General features: G+C 54.9%; 10 protein-coding genes. 3 read left to right on the top strand and 7 right to left on the bottom strand.

The features are described from left to right. Positions 1-156 precede the first annotated feature (156 nt). The gene (locus G6R38_RS16505) at positions 157-1,095 is read left to right on the top strand and encodes a HEAT repeat domain-containing protein (protein WP_166828157.1); all 939 of its coding nucleotides are present in this window, start codon (positions 157-159) and stop codon (positions 1,093-1,095) included. Positions 1,096-1,120: 25 nt separating this feature from the next. Here G6R38_RS16505 and G6R38_RS16500 read toward each other — a convergent pair whose 3' ends face one another. The 3 genes from G6R38_RS16500 to G6R38_RS16490 all read right to left on the bottom strand — a co-directional run bounded on the left by G6R38_RS16500 (position 1,121) and on the right by G6R38_RS16490 (position 10,298). After that, positions 1,121-1,951, bottom strand: a complete 831-nt coding sequence (locus G6R38_RS16500; protein ID WP_166828154.1) for a zinc metalloprotease — start codon at positions 1,949-1,951, stop codon at positions 1,121-1,123. Positions 1,952-1,983: 32 nt separating this feature from the next. After that, on the bottom strand, positions 1,984-3,189 hold the full coding sequence (locus G6R38_RS16495; RefSeq protein WP_166828151.1) for a hypothetical protein: 1,206 nt from the start codon (positions 3,187-3,189) through the stop codon (positions 1,984-1,986). Positions 3,190-3,332: 143 nt separating this feature from the next. After that, entirely contained in the window at positions 3,333-10,298 is a 6,966-nt protein-coding gene (locus G6R38_RS16490) for a protein kinase domain-containing protein (RefSeq protein ID WP_166828148.1), read from the bottom strand. 783 nt (positions 10,299-11,081) lie between these two features. Between G6R38_RS16490 and G6R38_RS16485 the strand changes: the two genes are divergently transcribed. Further along, on the top strand, positions 11,082-12,113 hold the full coding sequence (locus tag G6R38_RS16485; protein WP_166828145.1) for a DUF1559 domain-containing protein: 1,032 nt from the start codon (positions 11,082-11,084) through the stop codon (positions 12,111-12,113). A gap of 396 nt (positions 12,114-12,509) precedes the next feature. Here G6R38_RS16485 and G6R38_RS16480 read toward each other — a convergent pair whose 3' ends face one another. The 3 genes from G6R38_RS16480 to G6R38_RS16470 all read right to left on the bottom strand — a co-directional run bounded on the left by G6R38_RS16480 (position 12,510) and on the right by G6R38_RS16470 (position 15,622). Beyond that, positions 12,510-13,889: a phytoene desaturase family protein gene (locus G6R38_RS16480; protein ID WP_166828142.1), complete on the bottom strand. Its 1,380-nt coding sequence runs from the start codon at positions 13,887-13,889 to the stop codon at positions 12,510-12,512. Between the two features lie 93 nt (positions 13,890-13,982). Next, positions 13,983-14,243, bottom strand: a complete 261-nt coding sequence (locus G6R38_RS16475; RefSeq protein WP_166828139.1) for an acyl carrier protein — start codon at positions 14,241-14,243, stop codon at positions 13,983-13,985. A 125-nt stretch (positions 14,244-14,368) separates the two neighbouring features. Next, a complete protein-coding gene (locus G6R38_RS16470; RefSeq protein WP_166828136.1) occupies positions 14,369-15,622 on the bottom strand; it encodes a beta-ketoacyl-[acyl-carrier-protein] synthase family protein in 1,254 nt (417 codons plus the stop codon). A 300-nt stretch (positions 15,623-15,922) separates the two neighbouring features. Here G6R38_RS16470 and G6R38_RS16465 point away from each other — a divergent pair, with 300 nt between their 5' ends. After that, positions 15,923-16,819 carry a hypothetical protein gene (locus G6R38_RS16465; RefSeq protein ID WP_166828133.1) on the top strand — a complete coding sequence of 299 codons (897 nt, stop codon included), beginning with the start codon at positions 15,923-15,925 and terminating at the stop codon, positions 16,817-16,819. A 35-nt stretch (positions 16,820-16,854) separates the two neighbouring features. Here the strand turns inward: G6R38_RS16465 and G6R38_RS16460 are convergent, their stop codons facing one another. Continuing rightward, a complete protein-coding gene (locus G6R38_RS16460; RefSeq protein ID WP_166828129.1) occupies positions 16,855-17,349 on the bottom strand; it encodes a DUF420 domain-containing protein in 495 nt (164 codons plus the stop codon). Between the last annotated feature and the right edge of the window lie 87 nt (positions 17,350-17,436).

Below are 17,436 nucleotides of genomic sequence, written 5' to 3'. Positions count from 1 at the left end.
ACAAACAGACTAATGAGAACTATCGGTCGCGTCCAACTCAAATGCTTGAACCAACCGGCTCCATCAAGAATGCGCACAGACGGCGAATTGCGCTCGAATCTCACGACCCAACCAACCGAAACAGACAGTGCATCCGTATTGCGAAGGAGCGCAACCATGCAGAGAACATCGAGTTCACAACGAAATCAGTGGTCCGGATTGCTTGTGATCGGCATGATTGTCGGTCCGGGTTGCGGGTCGGAGACACCGGACCAACCGGTTGTGGAAAAACCAACGCCGAACGCCAGTGCAACCGCTGCAAACGGCCCCGTTGTGGAGTCGTCATCTCCAACGCGACCAGTCGTGCCCGAGAAACCAGCGGAGACTGAGTTGGTGTCTCTGGAAATTCCAACCGAGTTGGAACTCCCAACCGAATTGCCGACGCCGGAACCGGTGCCGACGTCCACACCGGTCGCAACGCCGGAACGTGTGGAAGCATCGAACCTCTTGCCGCATACTCGAATTCTGCGGGTTCCGACCCGTGAAGCCGAGATGACCGCCGCCGCACACACCTTCCAAGAAATGCAGGTTGCGTACGAAAGTCAAAAGCCGGACGACTACCAAGTTGCCGAGGCAAAATTATTGCGGTTCGGTCCCGATGCAGTGCCGGTGTTGCTCGATCGACTCGCCGCGAAGAATGCCACCACGGAATCGACAACCCAGCAAGAGTTGGCCTCCATGATGCTCTTGCAGATTCTTCCGGAGACGTTGTTGGTCGATCCGTCATTTCCCGACGACTTGCGAATTCGTGTCTTTCAGGTCTTGCCGACAGCGTTGAGTCATCCGTCGGCGGATGTGCGGATTAACATTGCAACAGCGTTGTCGCTATTCCAAGATCCGCCGCCGCAACTGGTGCCGGCTTTGCGAGGGTTGCTCAAGTCCGAGGCAGAGCATCATCGGTTGATGGCACTCATCGCGCTTGGCAATCTCGGGCCACATTCCGCCGTTGCGATGACGGATATCCGGGAATCGTTGAAAGACGAAAGTGCCGATGTCCGTGAAGCGGCAAAACGCACGCTCGATCTCATGGCGACAGTGCCGACGGCAAGACAATAGAACCTTGAACGCACGTTTGGTCTGTTCACGACGATTTCGGACGACGACGGATTAGCAACCAAACCCGTGTGACGATGGTTGTGAGGACGAGCACGATCAGCAGAATCGAAATCGTGTACGCGAACAGTCCCACCAGATACGGGGCGATCACGCTGTCGATAAATGTTCCCAGAATCCGGCTCACGAGATACATAACGCCCAAGAGCAACACGAGCCAGAGAAAATTTTTCCAAAGATATTGCCAAGAGTTGGCGAAGTCTTGCCGACTCGGCGCCAACGCGACCGCCATAGACGCGGTGAGATAGAGGTATCCCCAGAAACTCCAACTCGTGAAGTTCTCGTAGATTTTCATCGGTAGCCGTCCCATCGTGAAGATCATCCCCCAGAATGCACTTTGAAGATTGTGCTGAGGCAATGCATCGTCACTGACAGCTTCGGCGGGGCTTTGATCAAGTCCAAGCGGATCGCCAGCGAGGACGGTGAGCAAAGTCATCGTGCCCAACCCCCCGAACACGGGGGCGAACGAGATCAGCAAATCACCCACCAGCGGCAGCTTCGATGGCCCATGCATCACGTAGCCACCGTAGACGGGTTTAGAGTCGGGACTTGGAAGCCGCCCGAACAACTGAACTTTCTCGACCCGCGCTCCGGTGAGTTTGCATGCGACGTAATGGGAAAGCTCGTGAACTAACACGCCCGGAAAAACCAGTAGCCGAAAGACGAATCCGTTTGTGGCCGACGTCACCATCCGCGTAATGGCCTGACTGATGAGAATCACACAGGCGAACCAACAAACGGTCAGCAGCAAAACCATGGTTTTTTTGAACTCAAAGGCGAACGCGGATACAAGAGCCATCACTATAACCGACGAATGATCGGAAACTCACACTAATGTTCGTCATTCGTGACCGGCACGAACGCCACTCGCTCGATGAGTTGGTCGGTGGCGATGCGATCGGTCTTTCCGTCGGCCGAAATTTTGCGAATCACGCTGCCGTTGGTCACAAGGATTTCACCCGCGGAATTCAAATCGTAATGGACCACGCCCTCGGCCAAAACGGTTTCGTCTCCGTTGGGTTTTCGGCAAACGAGTTGCCAATCATTCGGGACCAATCCAGCGGGGGAGTCGGGAGTGCTTTTCTGTTGAAGCTTGTGCAGATCGATCGCTTGCCCGGACAGCATGATGAACCGAGCTTCCGGCGTTTGCTGACGCTTCGGACCACCGGAGGAAATCAACGGGGGACCTCCGAAAGCCGTTGTGACGAAACTAAAAAAGTGATGCATCCCAATCAGAAATCGGACCGGGTACAGCACGATATCTTTCAACGTTGTTCCGAGTTTGCGACGTTGCGGCCCCTGGAAGCGATACGGTCGTCGAATGAAATACAAATCGCCATCGTCAGTAACTCTTGGGTGCAACAAATCGGAGTCCGACTCTTCCAGCAGGACTTCGAATGTTTCGGATTCTAAATCGGCTTGCTCGATGCGGTACGGCGACATTCCTCGCGGATAGCCCAGGTGATCCCGCAAAAATCCGGCTGACTGAAACACGAGCCGGCGTTTCTCTCCGGGCACCCATTGGGCACTTTCGTCGAGGGAATCACCGAGAGTGATGTCACGCAGGAACCGCCCGTCATTCTCACCGACAACAATGCCCACCGAACCGTCTTCCCGAGGCAGTGAAAAAGCTAGGCTCTTCGATGCGGCATGGTAAGCCAAATCGCGAGCCGGAAAGTCGTTGCGGTGCATCAACCGAGTTTCTTCATCCCGTGCGGCGTTATAGCGAAACAATCCGTTCACGCCGTGAAGATCGAGCAGATAGAAGACATCTCCGGAATCATGTCCCGGTGCGAGCGAACTGAACCGGATCGGTCGGCGGACAGCCACGTTTGCGGCCATCGCTTCCAACGGGTTTTCCTCCATCGCCATGTTGCCCCAAAGGCCGCTGGACTCTTGCCATCCTCGAGCTTGGCGTTGGCGTTCACGACGTTCTTGCGTCTGCCGAGCGAACAGACTTTCTACTTCGCGAGCCGATTCGCCAGGCGATTGCACCAACAACCGACCTCGCGAAAGATACGCCACCATGAAACTCATGAAATCGAATCTCCAAAAAAACGACGGGCAGGGCTATCATCGCCAAACCCGTCGTGAATTGGAATCGACTTGTATTTCGACAAGTCTCCGATTTAAACCGACTCACGGGCAACCACGGTTGCGGCGAGGTCTGCAAACTTCAGTTACCGCTCGGCGGTTTCGATTTCCTTCGCGGGTTGCACACGATCGGCTACGTTCTGCTCTTTTTCTTTGAGTAGTTCCTCGTGTTTTTCCGTTCGCCAATCTTTCGTGGGCCACAAGATGGCTCGCGAGTCTTCGCTGCCGGTCACAGCCAATCGGCCATCCGGTGCGAAGCGGACTGACGTCACGGCACGAGTATGTCGACGAAGCGTGAGAATTTGTTTCGCCTGTGGCACATCCACGCCGTCCTCTTCAGGAATTCGCGTGTCCCAGACGATCACGCTGTTGTCCTCGCTGGCCGACATCATACGATCCCCGTAGGTTTCGAATTCATCTTGCTGACCGTTGTTGTTGAAGTCTTCCAACGGCGAGAACACAACATCCGTAACGGCTGCCGAGTGGCCGGCGAATGTCATTTTCTTCTGAAGTGACAACTCACCGTTTTGGTTTTCGAGGTTCCACATGGTCGCGATACGGTTGTTGTGACCGACCACGATTCGCTGACCGTCACCACAGAAATCGACGCACAACAGCGAGTCTTCCTCGGCCGGGCTGGTGAACTGGACTTTTCCAGTGGCAGCATCCCAGAGGCGAATGGTTCGGTCTTTGGAAACGGTGACGATGGTTTGCCCATCTGGCGAAAATGCCCCGTCGGTCACGTCACTGCGGTGACCTGTGAATGACTGAACCACCGATGCTTTCAGGCGGGTTTCGCCATCGACATCCACCGGCTCGATCGACCACAGTTTCGCCGTGCCATCAGCACTGACTGTCAGAATACGTTGGCCATCGGGAGAGTAACGAGCGTTAAGAACCGGTCCACGATGTGCCCCTTCGAGTTTGACAATCGTGCGGCGTGCTTGCACGTCCCAAACGCGAGCCGAGTTTTCGAGACCGCTTGCAACGAGGTGCAGACCGTCGGGAGCAAAGTCGGCGGAGACAATTTGATCGTGAGCGTTAAAGGACATCACCAACTGGACGTTCGATTGATCCTCAAAGCCCTTTTCAATCGTAAAGACCTGGACATCAGCCAGACCCAGCAAAGCAAATCGGTTCACACCAGGTTCCGGTGAGAAGATGACGCCTTGCAGAAGTCGCCCGTTCGCATTCAGGTGTTGGTCGGCAGTCGCGTTTTCGTTCGCTGAGTTTTCGACATTCCAAAGATGCGTCCAGGCATCTTGGGAATTTGTGGCGAGCACGATCCCGCCATCCGGGGAGATCGCCACCGATCCGATTCGCGGTTGCAGAAGCGAATCCACGCTGACACCGTCGAAAACTTCCTCTGCGAATTGCTCGGCGAACTCCTTGGCCAAACGAGATTCGGCGGCTACGGAGTCCGTCGACAGATTTTTGTTCGCAGCTGTCTGGGCGACCCGTTTGGGCAATTGATAGAGCAAAGTCACCACGTTCTGTTGCCAACCGCCTCGCTCGCGGAAGTTCGACAAGTCACCATTGGCATTGACGATTTGCCACGCTCGCTCCATGATCTCGGTCGAGTGGCGTTTCGAGCGAAATTCCTGTCGTACGTTTGAGAGAAGTGTCTTCAGTCCCCCATGCGGTGCATAAACTCGCTCGACTTCCGCGGTTGCCAGATCCCAGACACGAACCTTTCCATCAGCACAAGCCGTGACCATACGACTGCCATCGGGGGTCGTCTGCATTGAGAAAATTGCCCCCGGGTGTGGCATTCGACGGTCTGTGATTTCCTCACCCGTCGAGACGTTCCATAGGGAAACAACTTGGTCCGCACCGGCTGTCACGAGGACATCGTCGTTGGGCAGGAACTTCGCCGCCACGATAGCGCCCTTGTGAGCGTATTTGCCTTCAAATGGGGCGATAGCACGCAATAGTGTGACCGTTTTCGCTCCCGGCTTCCACGCCCACAGCTGCATCCGGCCGGCTCGGTCGGCAGTGAGCAGGACGAGTTGGCCATTGGAATTCACGTCGTTCGAGATCGCGACGGCGTTGATTGGCGTCGGGTGTTCGGCGAAGCTCACCAGTGGGGTATTGATCGATGACGAATCCGACGATCCGAGGTCGGTCACGTCCCAAAGTTTTGCCTGCCATGCGCTGGATTGGTCTTCAGGATCAATTTGGCCGCCACCGGTGAGGACCCATCGACCCTTGCTCGATGATACCGCCAACGCGGAGCCGTCGCCGGTTCCTTCCAACGTCATCAGCTGAGTGCCCGAAGTCAGGTCCCAGATGCGTGTCGTTGAATCAGAAGCGGAACTGACGAACGTCTGCCCATCCGACAGGAACATCCCCGATGGCACGGAAGCATCCGGCGAATGGCCTTCGGTGAGCGTTTCCGTGAGAGCATCGTCGGATTGGTTCCGGTTCAGATTATAGACTTTGACTGTCTTGTCACGACTGACGGTGGCGACTCGTCGTTCACCGTCGCGGGTCGTGATGGCGACATCTTCAATGGAAGCAGCGTGACCGCCGAGTTCGGGGCCATCAACGAGATAGATGGCGTCTTCGGCGTTCTCGCCGGTACTGAACTGTCGCACGAAACCATCATGACCAGTCGAGAGAATCCAAGTTCCATCGGGGCTGAAGACACAATCACGGACCCAGCCGCCATGTCCTTTGAACGTCACTTGAGGAGTGATCTGAGCGGTCGTGGTCCCTCGCGCAACTTTCCAGACCTTCACGAGATTGTCGTTCGCACCACTGAGGACCACCAAGAAATCTTGAGAGGTATTGAACGGTGACGAGGTGGCATCAGCAAAGCTGACACTTGTCACAGGCGCTGAGTGTCCGCTGAGGACTGTGAACTTCGTTCGGGGAACCGGCTCTCTGCGGTAGAGCTTCGCGAAGTACTCCTTCTGCGTGAGTTGTGGAATGTCTTCCGGTTGCCAGACCAGGATCTTCCGATCGTATCCGCCGGTGGCGACGGTTTGACCGTCCGGTGAACACGCGACCGAGTAAACTGGTCCAGTGTGTCCTCGGAACGGCAACAAGAAACTGACGTTCGCTTCTTCCGTCCACTGTCCGGTGGGGTCTCGCCAAACCACGGCGGTTCCGTCTTCGCTGACAGTGATAATCTGCGTTTCCAACCCGGAGTCGTTGGAGGCAAACGTGGCATCCCAGACCCAGTCGCTATGAGCGTCAAACGTGCGGATCAGATCGCCGGTGGCGACGTTCCACAGTCGAGCCGTTCGGTCCATGGATGCCGTCAACAAGAGTCGGCCATCGCGTGAGAATTCCACACTCACCACATGGTTCAGGTGACCCAACGCCATCCGTTGATCTTCGTTGCCAGCGATCGAGAAAATGTCTCGCGGTCCGAATGATTCTTCGACAAATTCTTGGTTATCGACATTCCACAACTTGATGAATCCGTTGCGTGTATCGTCGGTTCCCAAGGCGATGAAACGGTTGTCGGGCGAGACGGCAATGGAGAGAACATTCACCGAAGCGGGCAGGGGGATGTCTTGCACATCGTCTTTGTCCAATCGGTTTTGAACTCGAGCCAATCCTTCGGCTCCACCAATGGCAAAGCGATCGTCTTGGTGGAACAATGCAATGGATTCGATCCGCTTGCCTTGCTCGAACTCACGTTCACTTTGCGAGCACAAATGCATCAGATAACCCCATTCCCAGTTCCGGAATGAGGGGTTGGTTTGGTTGAGCAAGTCCCGGGCGAAATCGAACGAATTCTCTTCGATTTTCGCTTTCGCCAAACCGATCAGTGCCCCGTAAGATTCGTATTCTTGGGCCTTCCGAGCAATTTCTTCTCGGCGACGAGCGGAGATGGCTTCATTCCGCTCGACTTCGGCGATGGTCCGTTGAACGGAAGCTTCGATGGCATTGAACTGAGCCACAGCGGCTTCACCGTCGGCTCGTTTCCGTTCGGTCAACGCCAAGTCGAGGTTGGCGACGGCTCGTTGTTCTTGGACACGGGCATTCTGTTCCTCGACGGAGGCTTGAACCGCATTGAAGTCTGACAACGCAGCCGAACCCGCTGCACGTCGAGATTGAATCACCTCGGCGGCTCGAGCGATCTCCGCTTGTTTTCGCTGTGCTTGAGCTTCGATCGAATTGAAGAACGCAATCACGGCTTCACCGGCCGCCCGTTTGCGTTGCTTGCTTTCGGCTTTCTGAGCCGCCACAGCTTTCTGCTCTTCAACGGAGGCTTGAACGGCGTTGAAGTCAGAGAGGGCGGCTTCACCGGCGGCAATTCGTGTTTGGATGGCTTCCGCCAATTGAGCCAGTTCGGCTTTGTGTTGCTGGACCGTCGCTTGAACCGCGTTGAAGTCCGCAATAACGGCCTCACCCGCTGCAATTCTCGCTTGGGCTTCCTCGGCCGCTTGAGCCAGTTCAGCCGCTAGCAACGCCTGTTCGGTTTGCTTCTTCTGAGCTTGGGCTTCAATGGCATTGAAGAACGCGATCGCGGCTTCACCGGCCGCCCGACGAGCCTGAACCGCTTCGGCTTCCTTCGCCGCTTCCGCAATCGCCAAGTTTCTCAGTGCTTGTTCTTCTTGGATTCCCGCTTCGATGGCGTTGAAGTCGGCAATTGCAGCCGATCCTGCCGCCCGACGTTCACTGTTCTCGGCCGCAACTCGTCGTTCTTCGGCTTCCGCACGAGCTGCATTCACCCACAAGAACGCCGCCGAAACGACTAACAAGATCGTTGCGACCAATCCATATCCGACCTGTCTCGCCCGCTTCAATTTCTGAATGCGGTCGTCACGTTCCTTCTTGGACTTGGCGATCGTGGCCAAAATTGGTTGATGGTCGGGATCATTCTGATCCAACAGCGAGGCTGCTAAGTCAAAGTCGGAGTTCTCCAACGCACGTTCGGCGTATGCGACCTGAGTGATTGCAAGACCGGTCGCGGCGGTTTTGTTTCCACTCCACAGACGAAGTGCTTCCTCGAAACCGAATACCGCTTTGTTGAAGGTTTGATAGTTTCCGGTTTCCCGAGCTTCCCGTAGGTCGTCTTCGGCTCGATCAGAGAGTTCGTAACTTTCGCTGTGAGTGAGGTAATCCTCCACCGCTGTGCGGAACTCATGGACGCTGCCGTGTCGCTCTCGCGGGTTGGTCGCCATTGCCCGCATGGCAATCGACATCAACTCGCCTTCTTCTTTCGCAGGATGGATGACATTCTTCGCCGCCGCCATCAGGCACTTCATGGCGTTCTTGCCACGGTGCGGGGGAGCGCCGGTGACAATTTCGTAGAGAATTGCTCCCAGGAGATAAACGTCGCTGGCTGGTCCGATCGAACTCAGCGGGCCGGTCGCCATTTCCGGTGCCATGTAAGCGGGCGTCCCGCCCATGCTGTTCGTGGGCGTGATCCCCCGTTTGCCGTGAGAGAATTCTTTGGTCGGCATGGCCAGGCCCCAGTCCATCACCAGGACTTCACCGAACTCACCGAGCATCACGTTCTCGGGTTTGAGGTCGCGGTGGACCACGCCTTTCGAGTGTGCGAACGCCATGGCGTCGGCGACTCGCATCAGAACTTCCAGGTTCTTATCCAACGGTTTCTGACGAAGCGTATCAATCCACGGATTCCCCGTGACGTGCTTCATCGAATAGAACAACGCTTCCTCTTCGTCTTGGCCCACATCGTAGATCGGCACAATGTTCGGATGGGCCAAGTCACCGGTGACAACCGCTTCCGTCAAAAACTTCGCTTGTTGTTCGCGGAGTTTTTTGCTTTTGACCTTCAACATCTTGACGGCCACTGAGCGGTCGACCGATGTCTGCCGGGCATTGTAGACCTTGCCCATCCCGCCTTCGCCGAGCAGGTTCATCAACACATAGTCGGCATCTTCGGCTCGTGGAGTTCCCTCCAAACGGAGCGAACGGCGTTTGATGACCAACCCACCGGACGACAACGAACGTTTCAAATCGTCGGCATCCATCGCAGCCGTGCGATCGTTCGAGACTCCACCAGACTCGTTCGAGTCGAACGTTTTCGAGTCCGAAGCGAATTCATCCGAAACGATTGTCTGATCGTAACTGTCGTCCTGAGGTGGTCCCATTGACCCGGCAGCATCGAACTCGTCGGTCTTGGACGTTTGGTCGGCCGAATCGGCACCTTCAACTTCCAAACTATCCGAGACGATTGTTTGATCGCCTCGATCTTCTTGCGGCAAACTGGCACCGAGGGAACCGACATCCGGGATGGTCGCTCCAAGTTCGTCGAAGTCGCTTTCGAGATCAGCGTCTGACTCGTACGTCTTCGAATCGGGCGATTCGTCGAACTCACCGAATTCGTCTGAAATAATGGTTTGATCGTAACTGTCGTTCTCGTCGCCGGAATCCGATGCCGATTCCGCCGCGTCATCCGAGATGAACTCATCCGATGCGAACGTGGCCGATTCGTGGTCAATCTCTTCCGAATCGCCGCCCGCAGCCACATCGGGAATGGTTCGCAAATCGTCGGCCGATTGACTTTCGTCAATGAATTCGTTGGATTCGACGGTCACTTCATGGCTGTCCGCGGACCATTCGTCATCGTCAGCGGAGTCCGAAGGATCCACTGGTGGCACCTCGTCGGTCGGGCTGGCTTGGTTGGTTTCCTTGTCTTCGGGACTGGCCGGCGGAAGATCGGCTGCGTAACCGGGCGCGGTCATTGTTTTTTCACTATCGCCCGTCGCGGAGTCCCCGTTCGGACCACTATCCGCGGATTGTGCACCACCGCCACCCTTGTTGAAGTCTTCATCGAGGTATTGGTCGTCCCGGGCCTTGATCGTCATTCCCGGTGTGGCATCTTGATTTGCGGATGTGCCCCACACTTGTTCAAGACGCTGGATCTCCTGGCTCGACATCTCGCGCACGTCGATCGTCACGCCACCGTCGTCTTGGTCATCGGACCAATGGCCGGCAGCGGCATCTGGTGCGGGAACATCCGCAGGAACTTCATCGGCATTCCACTGGTATCCACATTGGGAACACCGGGATGCTTCGAGATCGTCTTGAGAGAGATTGACCTGACACTGAGGACAATTAGCCATGTCGCTGCCCAGCTTCGAGAAGAAACCGATTGGATGATGAGTTGAGTTCTTCGAGAGCGATCAAAATCGCTAACTCAGGTCTTCGTATGTCCTTCTTGAAGACCATTCCGCTTCGAGGATCACTTCGACACATCCATTCGTCGCAACTCGGACTCCCCGCGGAACAAAGCGCGTTCGCCCTACTATAGTACATCCTTATAGAGACCCGTCTCAATGGGCAACTTAGGAACTTTCTCGGAAGTCCGGCTAATTCAACGTACGTAAGGATTACGTGAATCGTTCGGAATAAGCGGTCTCGTACTCGTTCCGCAACATTGGTCTCGCCGTGCGAGATCGTAGGACGTGCTTAACTTGTCAGACATTAAGAACACGCAGAATCGGCGAAATCGTCTTTCGTAGCACACGATGCTTTCTTGAATAAGTGCAGTTCCGTCTGTCGATCTCGGCGTGCTTTTCGAGTGATGCTAGCAACTTTGCACTGCTGGAATCATCGCGTCTTGTTCTCAGGGACCAGTCAAACTTGACGTCGTGAATACGCTTGACAAGTGTGCTACTCGTTGCCGGAATTTCTAATTTTTTTTGGAGTTGTTAGGAATTCGGAAGTTAATGCCATGTATAGGGGTTGCATCAAATGAATTTACTTTTCTGTTGATTTTAGTGGACAAATCGAAAATCGTCGATAACTTGAAAATTATTGGGAGGATATCGCCTTCCCTTGGCATCATGTCACACTAACGCGGATTCTCCGCATCTCTTCTCTCTTCCTTTCTGTTGGAGGCTGTGATGTCACGAACATCGCTCCGTCGTGGTTTTACCCTCATCGAGTTGCTCGTTGTGATTGCAATTATCGCAATCCTCATCGCGTTGCTACTACCTGCTGTTCAACAAGCACGGGAAGCGGCTCGGCGTACTGAGTGCAAAAACAATCTCAAACAAATTGGGATCGCACTTCACAATTACCATGATGTCTATGACGTCTTTCCTTCGGGCGTGATCAATGCGGGGCGGAGCCACTCAGTCGACCCACCCCACGTAGCTTTGAATCACACTGGTTGGGTTTTGTTGCTGCCATTTATTGAGCAAGGCAACATGCATGAGCAATGGGACTTTAACCAGATGTCCAACAACTATCTGGACAGCAACCCAGGAAATGCCACCGGTCCTGCCGGTGTTTGGGACGCGGCATCGAACCCCAATGTGACGCTTGTCCAAACGAAGATTCCGATGTTGCTATGTCCGTCGGATATCGGCGACGATCTTGAGGTCCGCTCAGATGTCACAGGTTACCATGCCAATCATGCCCGAACCAACTATGGTTTCTGCGCTGGCGGTCATGGTAACGGTTGGCCGGGGGGGGCCTACTACAGAGTGTACCAAACGAGTGCCAGCAACCTCTCGGATGGACGCACGGGCATTCAGTATCAAGGAATGTTTGGCTTCAACGGTGCTGCCAAGTTCGCTGCTGTGCGTGATGGTCTTAGTAGCACAATTGCTGTCGGCGAGCTCGCGATTGCAAACCGAACTAATGATGCTTATACGCCAATTTGGGGTGGCTATCGGCGGTATGGGACTTTCATCAACAACCACCCGAACATTGACCCCAACCACAACAATAACACTCGGTATCACATCAATGGACCATCGACAGCGACCGATTCTCGTAGTCACGTGGGCGTGACCTCAAGCGTTCACCCGGGCGGTGCCCAGTATCTCTTTGGAGACGGATCCGTCAAATTCCTGAACGAAAACATGGATCAAAGCACCTATGCGTTGCTGACTCGAATTCACGACGGGCAAGTGACTGATGACCAATAATCGGCATTCATTTCCCTTGGCCTCTTGTGTAAACGCTGTTAGGAGGACGACTCCATTGGATCGAAAACATTGGCTTCCGAGCCTGATATTGAGCATTTCGTTATGCATTGTGTCATTCGCTGGGTGCTCCTCGAATACAAAGTCTCCCGACGACGAGGAACCAGTCGCTGATGTGGATGACGTCAACATCAACAACCCTGGTGGCGAAGAACGTCTAGAACCGTGAAGGGAATTCGCACTGAGTTGTGAAAGTTAACTGTGCCCTTTTGACAGTTCAATCTGCGTTAACTTCAAGCCGAGAGTGATCAAGACGGAACAACTTCGTCTTGGTCGCTTTCGGCTTGGCAGAGTTCCTGAAAGGCAAACTGCGGTAGACAGTCAAAGGGTTTCGAAGAATCATCGAAGCAGGTAAGCGTTACTGATTGAAACGCCTGAGAGCATCGCACCGATAATGCCGAGGAAGCCTTGATCGGTACCGCAGAGATACAGATTCTCCAAATGCGTGCGACCGTCGACGACTTTTTCGGCAGCACCATAGACCGCACCGTTCAAGTGCCCGGTGTACTTGGTGATCGTGCGGGGCGTGAACATGTCGGTGTCCACGATATGTGGGCGGAAATCGGGAATGAATTGCTGCGAGGCTTCGGCGATCGCCGCACACCAGTGTTCCTTCTCCGCGACGTATTTTTCTTCCGGCCAACTCATCCAGGGATCGGGGTCCGCCAACGCGGTGATCCGGATTCGGCCCTCATCAAGCGGTTCGTCATACTGGAAATTGTTTGGCGAGCACACGATCCCGCTACGAATATCAACCGGTTCGCTGGGGCATTCGTAATGAAACTTCGGGAGTGAGTTGTAGAAGATCACGGTCTCTTTGTGACCGAAATCGAGCGGTTCGCGGTCGAGCGAGAAAATCGTTTCCACAAACGATAGTTCGCCGGGTTTATACTCCTGAGCTTCACTCTGAGCATTTTCGACAAGTCGCAACGTTTCCGTGGAACCAGCTGATGAGAGAACATTATCAGCTTCGATGATTTCACCGTCATCGAGTTCCACCGATACCGCCCGATCACCATGTGTGTGGATCGTCTTCACGCCGCATCGAAGTCGAAGTTCGCCCCCAAGACTTTTGTACTTGCGAACCAAGGGTTTGAGCATCTGTCGCACACCACCGTACGGGCGGGCGAATCCCTCTTGATAGATGCTTTGAAAGAGGATCACAAACTGGTTGAAATCCATGTCCCGTGGCGTTGCACTGCCGTAGAGGAGCAGGGGACACAGCAGCATTTCGATCAGAAGGGGATCGGAAATGAACTCTGCCAGAATCGGTCGTGACCAAACCGGCTCACGGTTGAGACTGAGTGCGTCATGCTGGTCGATTTTCTCGACCAACCGGCGGAATCCATCGATCTGCGACGGGAAACGCTCGGCCACTTGCGATTCTAGGAACGCAAACTCGTTCGTGAATCGCAAGGTGCAATCGGGAAACGCAACTGCCGACTCGACTTGCGGGCACAGGCCGAAATCATCCCACGATAGCCGAAGCTGCCGAAGCAACTTGCTTAGTGGACCTTTTTTCGTTCCCGGTTTGGCATAATTGGTGACGGCGTGCAAACCGACATCGTGATTCCGCGCCCGCAACCGATAAAACGAATTCAGCCCGCCGATGGTCGTGTGCCGTTCGAGGATGAGGACTCGTTTTTCGAAGTGAGCCAACCGAATCCCAGCCGCCAAACCCGACAACCCGGCTCCGATGATGATGGTATCGTATTTCACGGTAGTCAGATCGCGGGGCAGGGATCACGGGAGAGGTCCGAATCGGATGTTCCCGTCATCACCTCAGACCTCATCACATCATCAAGTATACTGTTAACGCTTCGGGACGTCTTCCAGCTTTGGTTTGAGGTACTCGACGGTGCTGTCCATCGAAGCCAAGGCGGGGTAATCCTCTTCGGGGATTTGGACTCGATATTGCTTGCGGAGTTCCATGACAATGTCGAGGAAGTCCATGCTGTCGAGTTCCATTTGCTCCCGAAATGGTTTGCTGTCTTGGAGGTCGGACAGATCCTCATCGGGGGCAATTTGGTCGAGGATGTCGAGAATGACCTGTCGGATCTCTCCGGGACTCATGCAAAACTCCGATTCTCTGATCGCGGCGACGGACTTCATCACGGATGACAAAGAGGGTGAATTCAGTCTGCCGAGTTATCAAATATCAAAAAAGGAAGGCGAACGGGCGACCCCATTCGCATTGGTTACTCTCCGAAATATCGTCGGACGATGACCACGGAATTGATGCCCAACATGCCGAACGAATTGTTCAGGATGTGATCCACCCGATCGAGCGACCGTGGTTCGTTTGCCACGATGTTCTGCAGGGGGATATTGGGATCACGTTGGTCGAGGTTGATTGTAGCGTGTGCGATTCGATCGTCAAACGATGGAATATTTCCGAGCAATTCGAGTGCTCCAGCCGCCCCCATCGCATGGCCGATGAAACTCTTGGTGTTGTTCACGACGGTGTTCTTGCTTTCACCGAATACCGCGTGCAATGCCGTTGCTTCTTCGATGTCACCTTGTTCGGTGGCCGTTGCGTGGCTGCTGACGATGTCGATGTCTTCCGGCGTGAGGTTCGCTCGTTTCAACGCCAGACGAATGCACTCGGCTTGCCGATTGGAGTCCGGCAGCACGAAATCGGTGGCGTCGGAGTTCATAGCGTATCCGACGATTTCGCCATAAATCTTGGCGCCGCGTGCCTTTGCATCGGATAGACGTTCGAGTGTGCAAAGCCCGCCGCCCTCTGCGACGACAATTCCATTGCGATTTGTATCAAAAGGACGACACGCCTTGGCGGGGTCGTCATGCCGAGCCAGTGCGCCTTGGCTTTGGAAACTCGCGAAGATGCCGAACGTGTGGATACTTTCCGAAACCCCGCCAGCGATCGCCATATCGACTTCGCCGAGACGCAGCATCTGCACGCCCTGAATGAAACCGGCATTGCCAGCGGCACAGGCGGCACCGATCGTCAGGTGTGGGCCGGTAATCTTCAGGCTTAGTGTGACTTCACCCGCTGGGTTGTTCGCCACCGTTCGTGGGTTGTGGTGATGCGACCAACACGTCGTATCGTAATCGAATTGCGAAATCTCCCAGATTTCGTTTTCGGTTTCGACGTTCCCGTGCTCGGTGATGCCGATATACACACCGACGCGGTCTCGCTCGACAGTTTCCCAATCGAGGTTCGCGTCGCGGATGGCCTCATTGGCACAGTAGACGGCGACCGATCCCGCACGGGTCCCCCGACGGACTTCGCGTCTTTTTTGATAGCGGGTCGTTTCAAAATCGCATACGCCTGCTAACACTTCGCCCATGTATCGAGTTTCGAACGGGACGACGCCGGATTCACCGGCTAGCAAGGCGGATCGAAACTCCGCGAGATTGTTTCCATTCGGTGCGGTCAAGCCGACACCGGTTATCACCACACGTTCGTGGTCGGCCAGTGGTGTACGCATCCTGTTGCCGTGTGTGTCTGCTCGAAAACCGCCGAGAAATGTGACTTTTTGACAGCACCGCAGATTAACCCTTTCGCCGTTGACAAGCAAGGCGCTGACGCCGGGTTACTCTCCGTTTTCTGTTCTCGTCTTTCCCGTCTTCCGGAAAAACCTCTTGCGTTAAAGCCTGAAATTGGGGTAAGACCCCAAGTTTCCAAGGAATGCGTCGTCAGCCGGAATCAATTGCAAATGGTTTGCGGCGGGCGTCCATTTTGATTGTGAACGATCGGATTAGCGGTTCATCCAGCAGGGACGGTGAGGATGTGGTGCGTCAAATGTGAAGCCGACGTGGCGGCGGAAGTCACAGCCGACAACCGTCAAGCGCGGTGTGCAAATTGTGGAACGGTGATTCCGACCGCGAATGCATCGCGTGCCAGCGATTCGGCGTCTCACGCTCGGGAGTTGCTTCAACGCTGGTCGCAAGGTCCGCAACTGCCGGGAGTTGAGTCGGACGATCAGGCTGGCACTGGCAACCGATCAGGCAAGCCGACCACACCAGCTTCGACGCAACCGGCGTATCGATTGGATTCTGCACACCCGTTGCCGCATCAGTCCGGTTCGCAGACGCAGTCCGCTCCAAATCATTCGTCGGACGATGTCGCTCATCATGCGCAACTTGTTGGCGCTCAGAATGTTACGCAATCCGCTCCGACTCCGCCGAACTACGCGGTTCCTCCACAACCCGAAGCGGGATGGTCCGCACCGGCTCGGATGCACGATCCTCACGCCATCGGTGAACGGCCACCGCATTTTGATGTTCAATCGGTTGGTCAACTGGATTCTAAGTCGAATCTGCAGGCGTTTTGGGGTCAGATGCTCGCGTACGGTGGTGTGCTGGCATTGACGATCGGTGCCGCCATGTTGCTGATGGGTTACTTCGGCAGCACGGAATGGCAGGAATACACACCGACCGGTTGGCTCGTCACAATCACCGGGCAAATGTTGTTGTTTCTCGGCGTGATTACGTTGGTTTCGGGCGGTTTGGAGCAAACTTCTCAGGAAGTCGCCAAACGGATTGACTACCTCGGCGACCGAATGATTCGTATCGAATGGGCTTCGCAACACGCCTTGAAAGGTCCGTCGATCCCGGCTGAGCAATTCGTGTCGGATCATGCTCACGAACACGAACGTCAAACCGCAGCGGTTCCCCGGCGATAGAGGGGTTCACGCTTGGAGCGCGGAAGTTGTTTTGGCTACGCAACAAATGCAACGTAGTAGAACCAAAGCCCTGTGACCGCCGTCATCGTGAGATCGACCGTTGAAATCCAGCCGAGCGTCTTGTGAAGACGGCTATGCTGTCCCGGTGTGGGCGGTTCGGGAAACCTTCGCAATGCCAGTCCGAGGGTGATCGCCCACAAGACCGGTGTGCTGATGGCGAAGATGAGGTGAATTCTCAGGACACCGGAGATTTCGACGAGTTGCGTCTCGGTTCGTAGTGGTGGCTGATCAGGCTTGTTGATGATTGCTTGCCAACCACCGTGTACTAACTGCGTGTCCACTTCAAAGGCGACGACCGCCAGCAACAGCACCGCGGAGAGGGCAATCTGCACACGCTTATGCAGCAAAAAGGACTGCCGATATTTGACAAGCCAAATGCTCCAGATCAACACCGGAACGATCAGCACCAAGGCCGAAACCACAAAATCCAGCATGAAGGAGGCGTTGTATCCCAGAAATCCATTCTTCATCAGTTCGCTCGGATTTGTCGAAGGAGTCAGGTCGATCAAGGGCTGCGTGTGTTGATTCTGCGGTCGAGACGGTATAACAGATCCTAG

It is taken from the genome of Thalassoroseus pseudoceratinae (genome assembly GCF_011634775.1).
GTDB classification, from domain to species: domain Bacteria; phylum Planctomycetota; class Planctomycetia; order Planctomycetales; family Planctomycetaceae; genus Thalassoroseus; species Thalassoroseus pseudoceratinae.
Note: the sequence above shows the minus strand (reverse complement) of the source record. Positions and strands in the feature narration are given on the sequence as shown.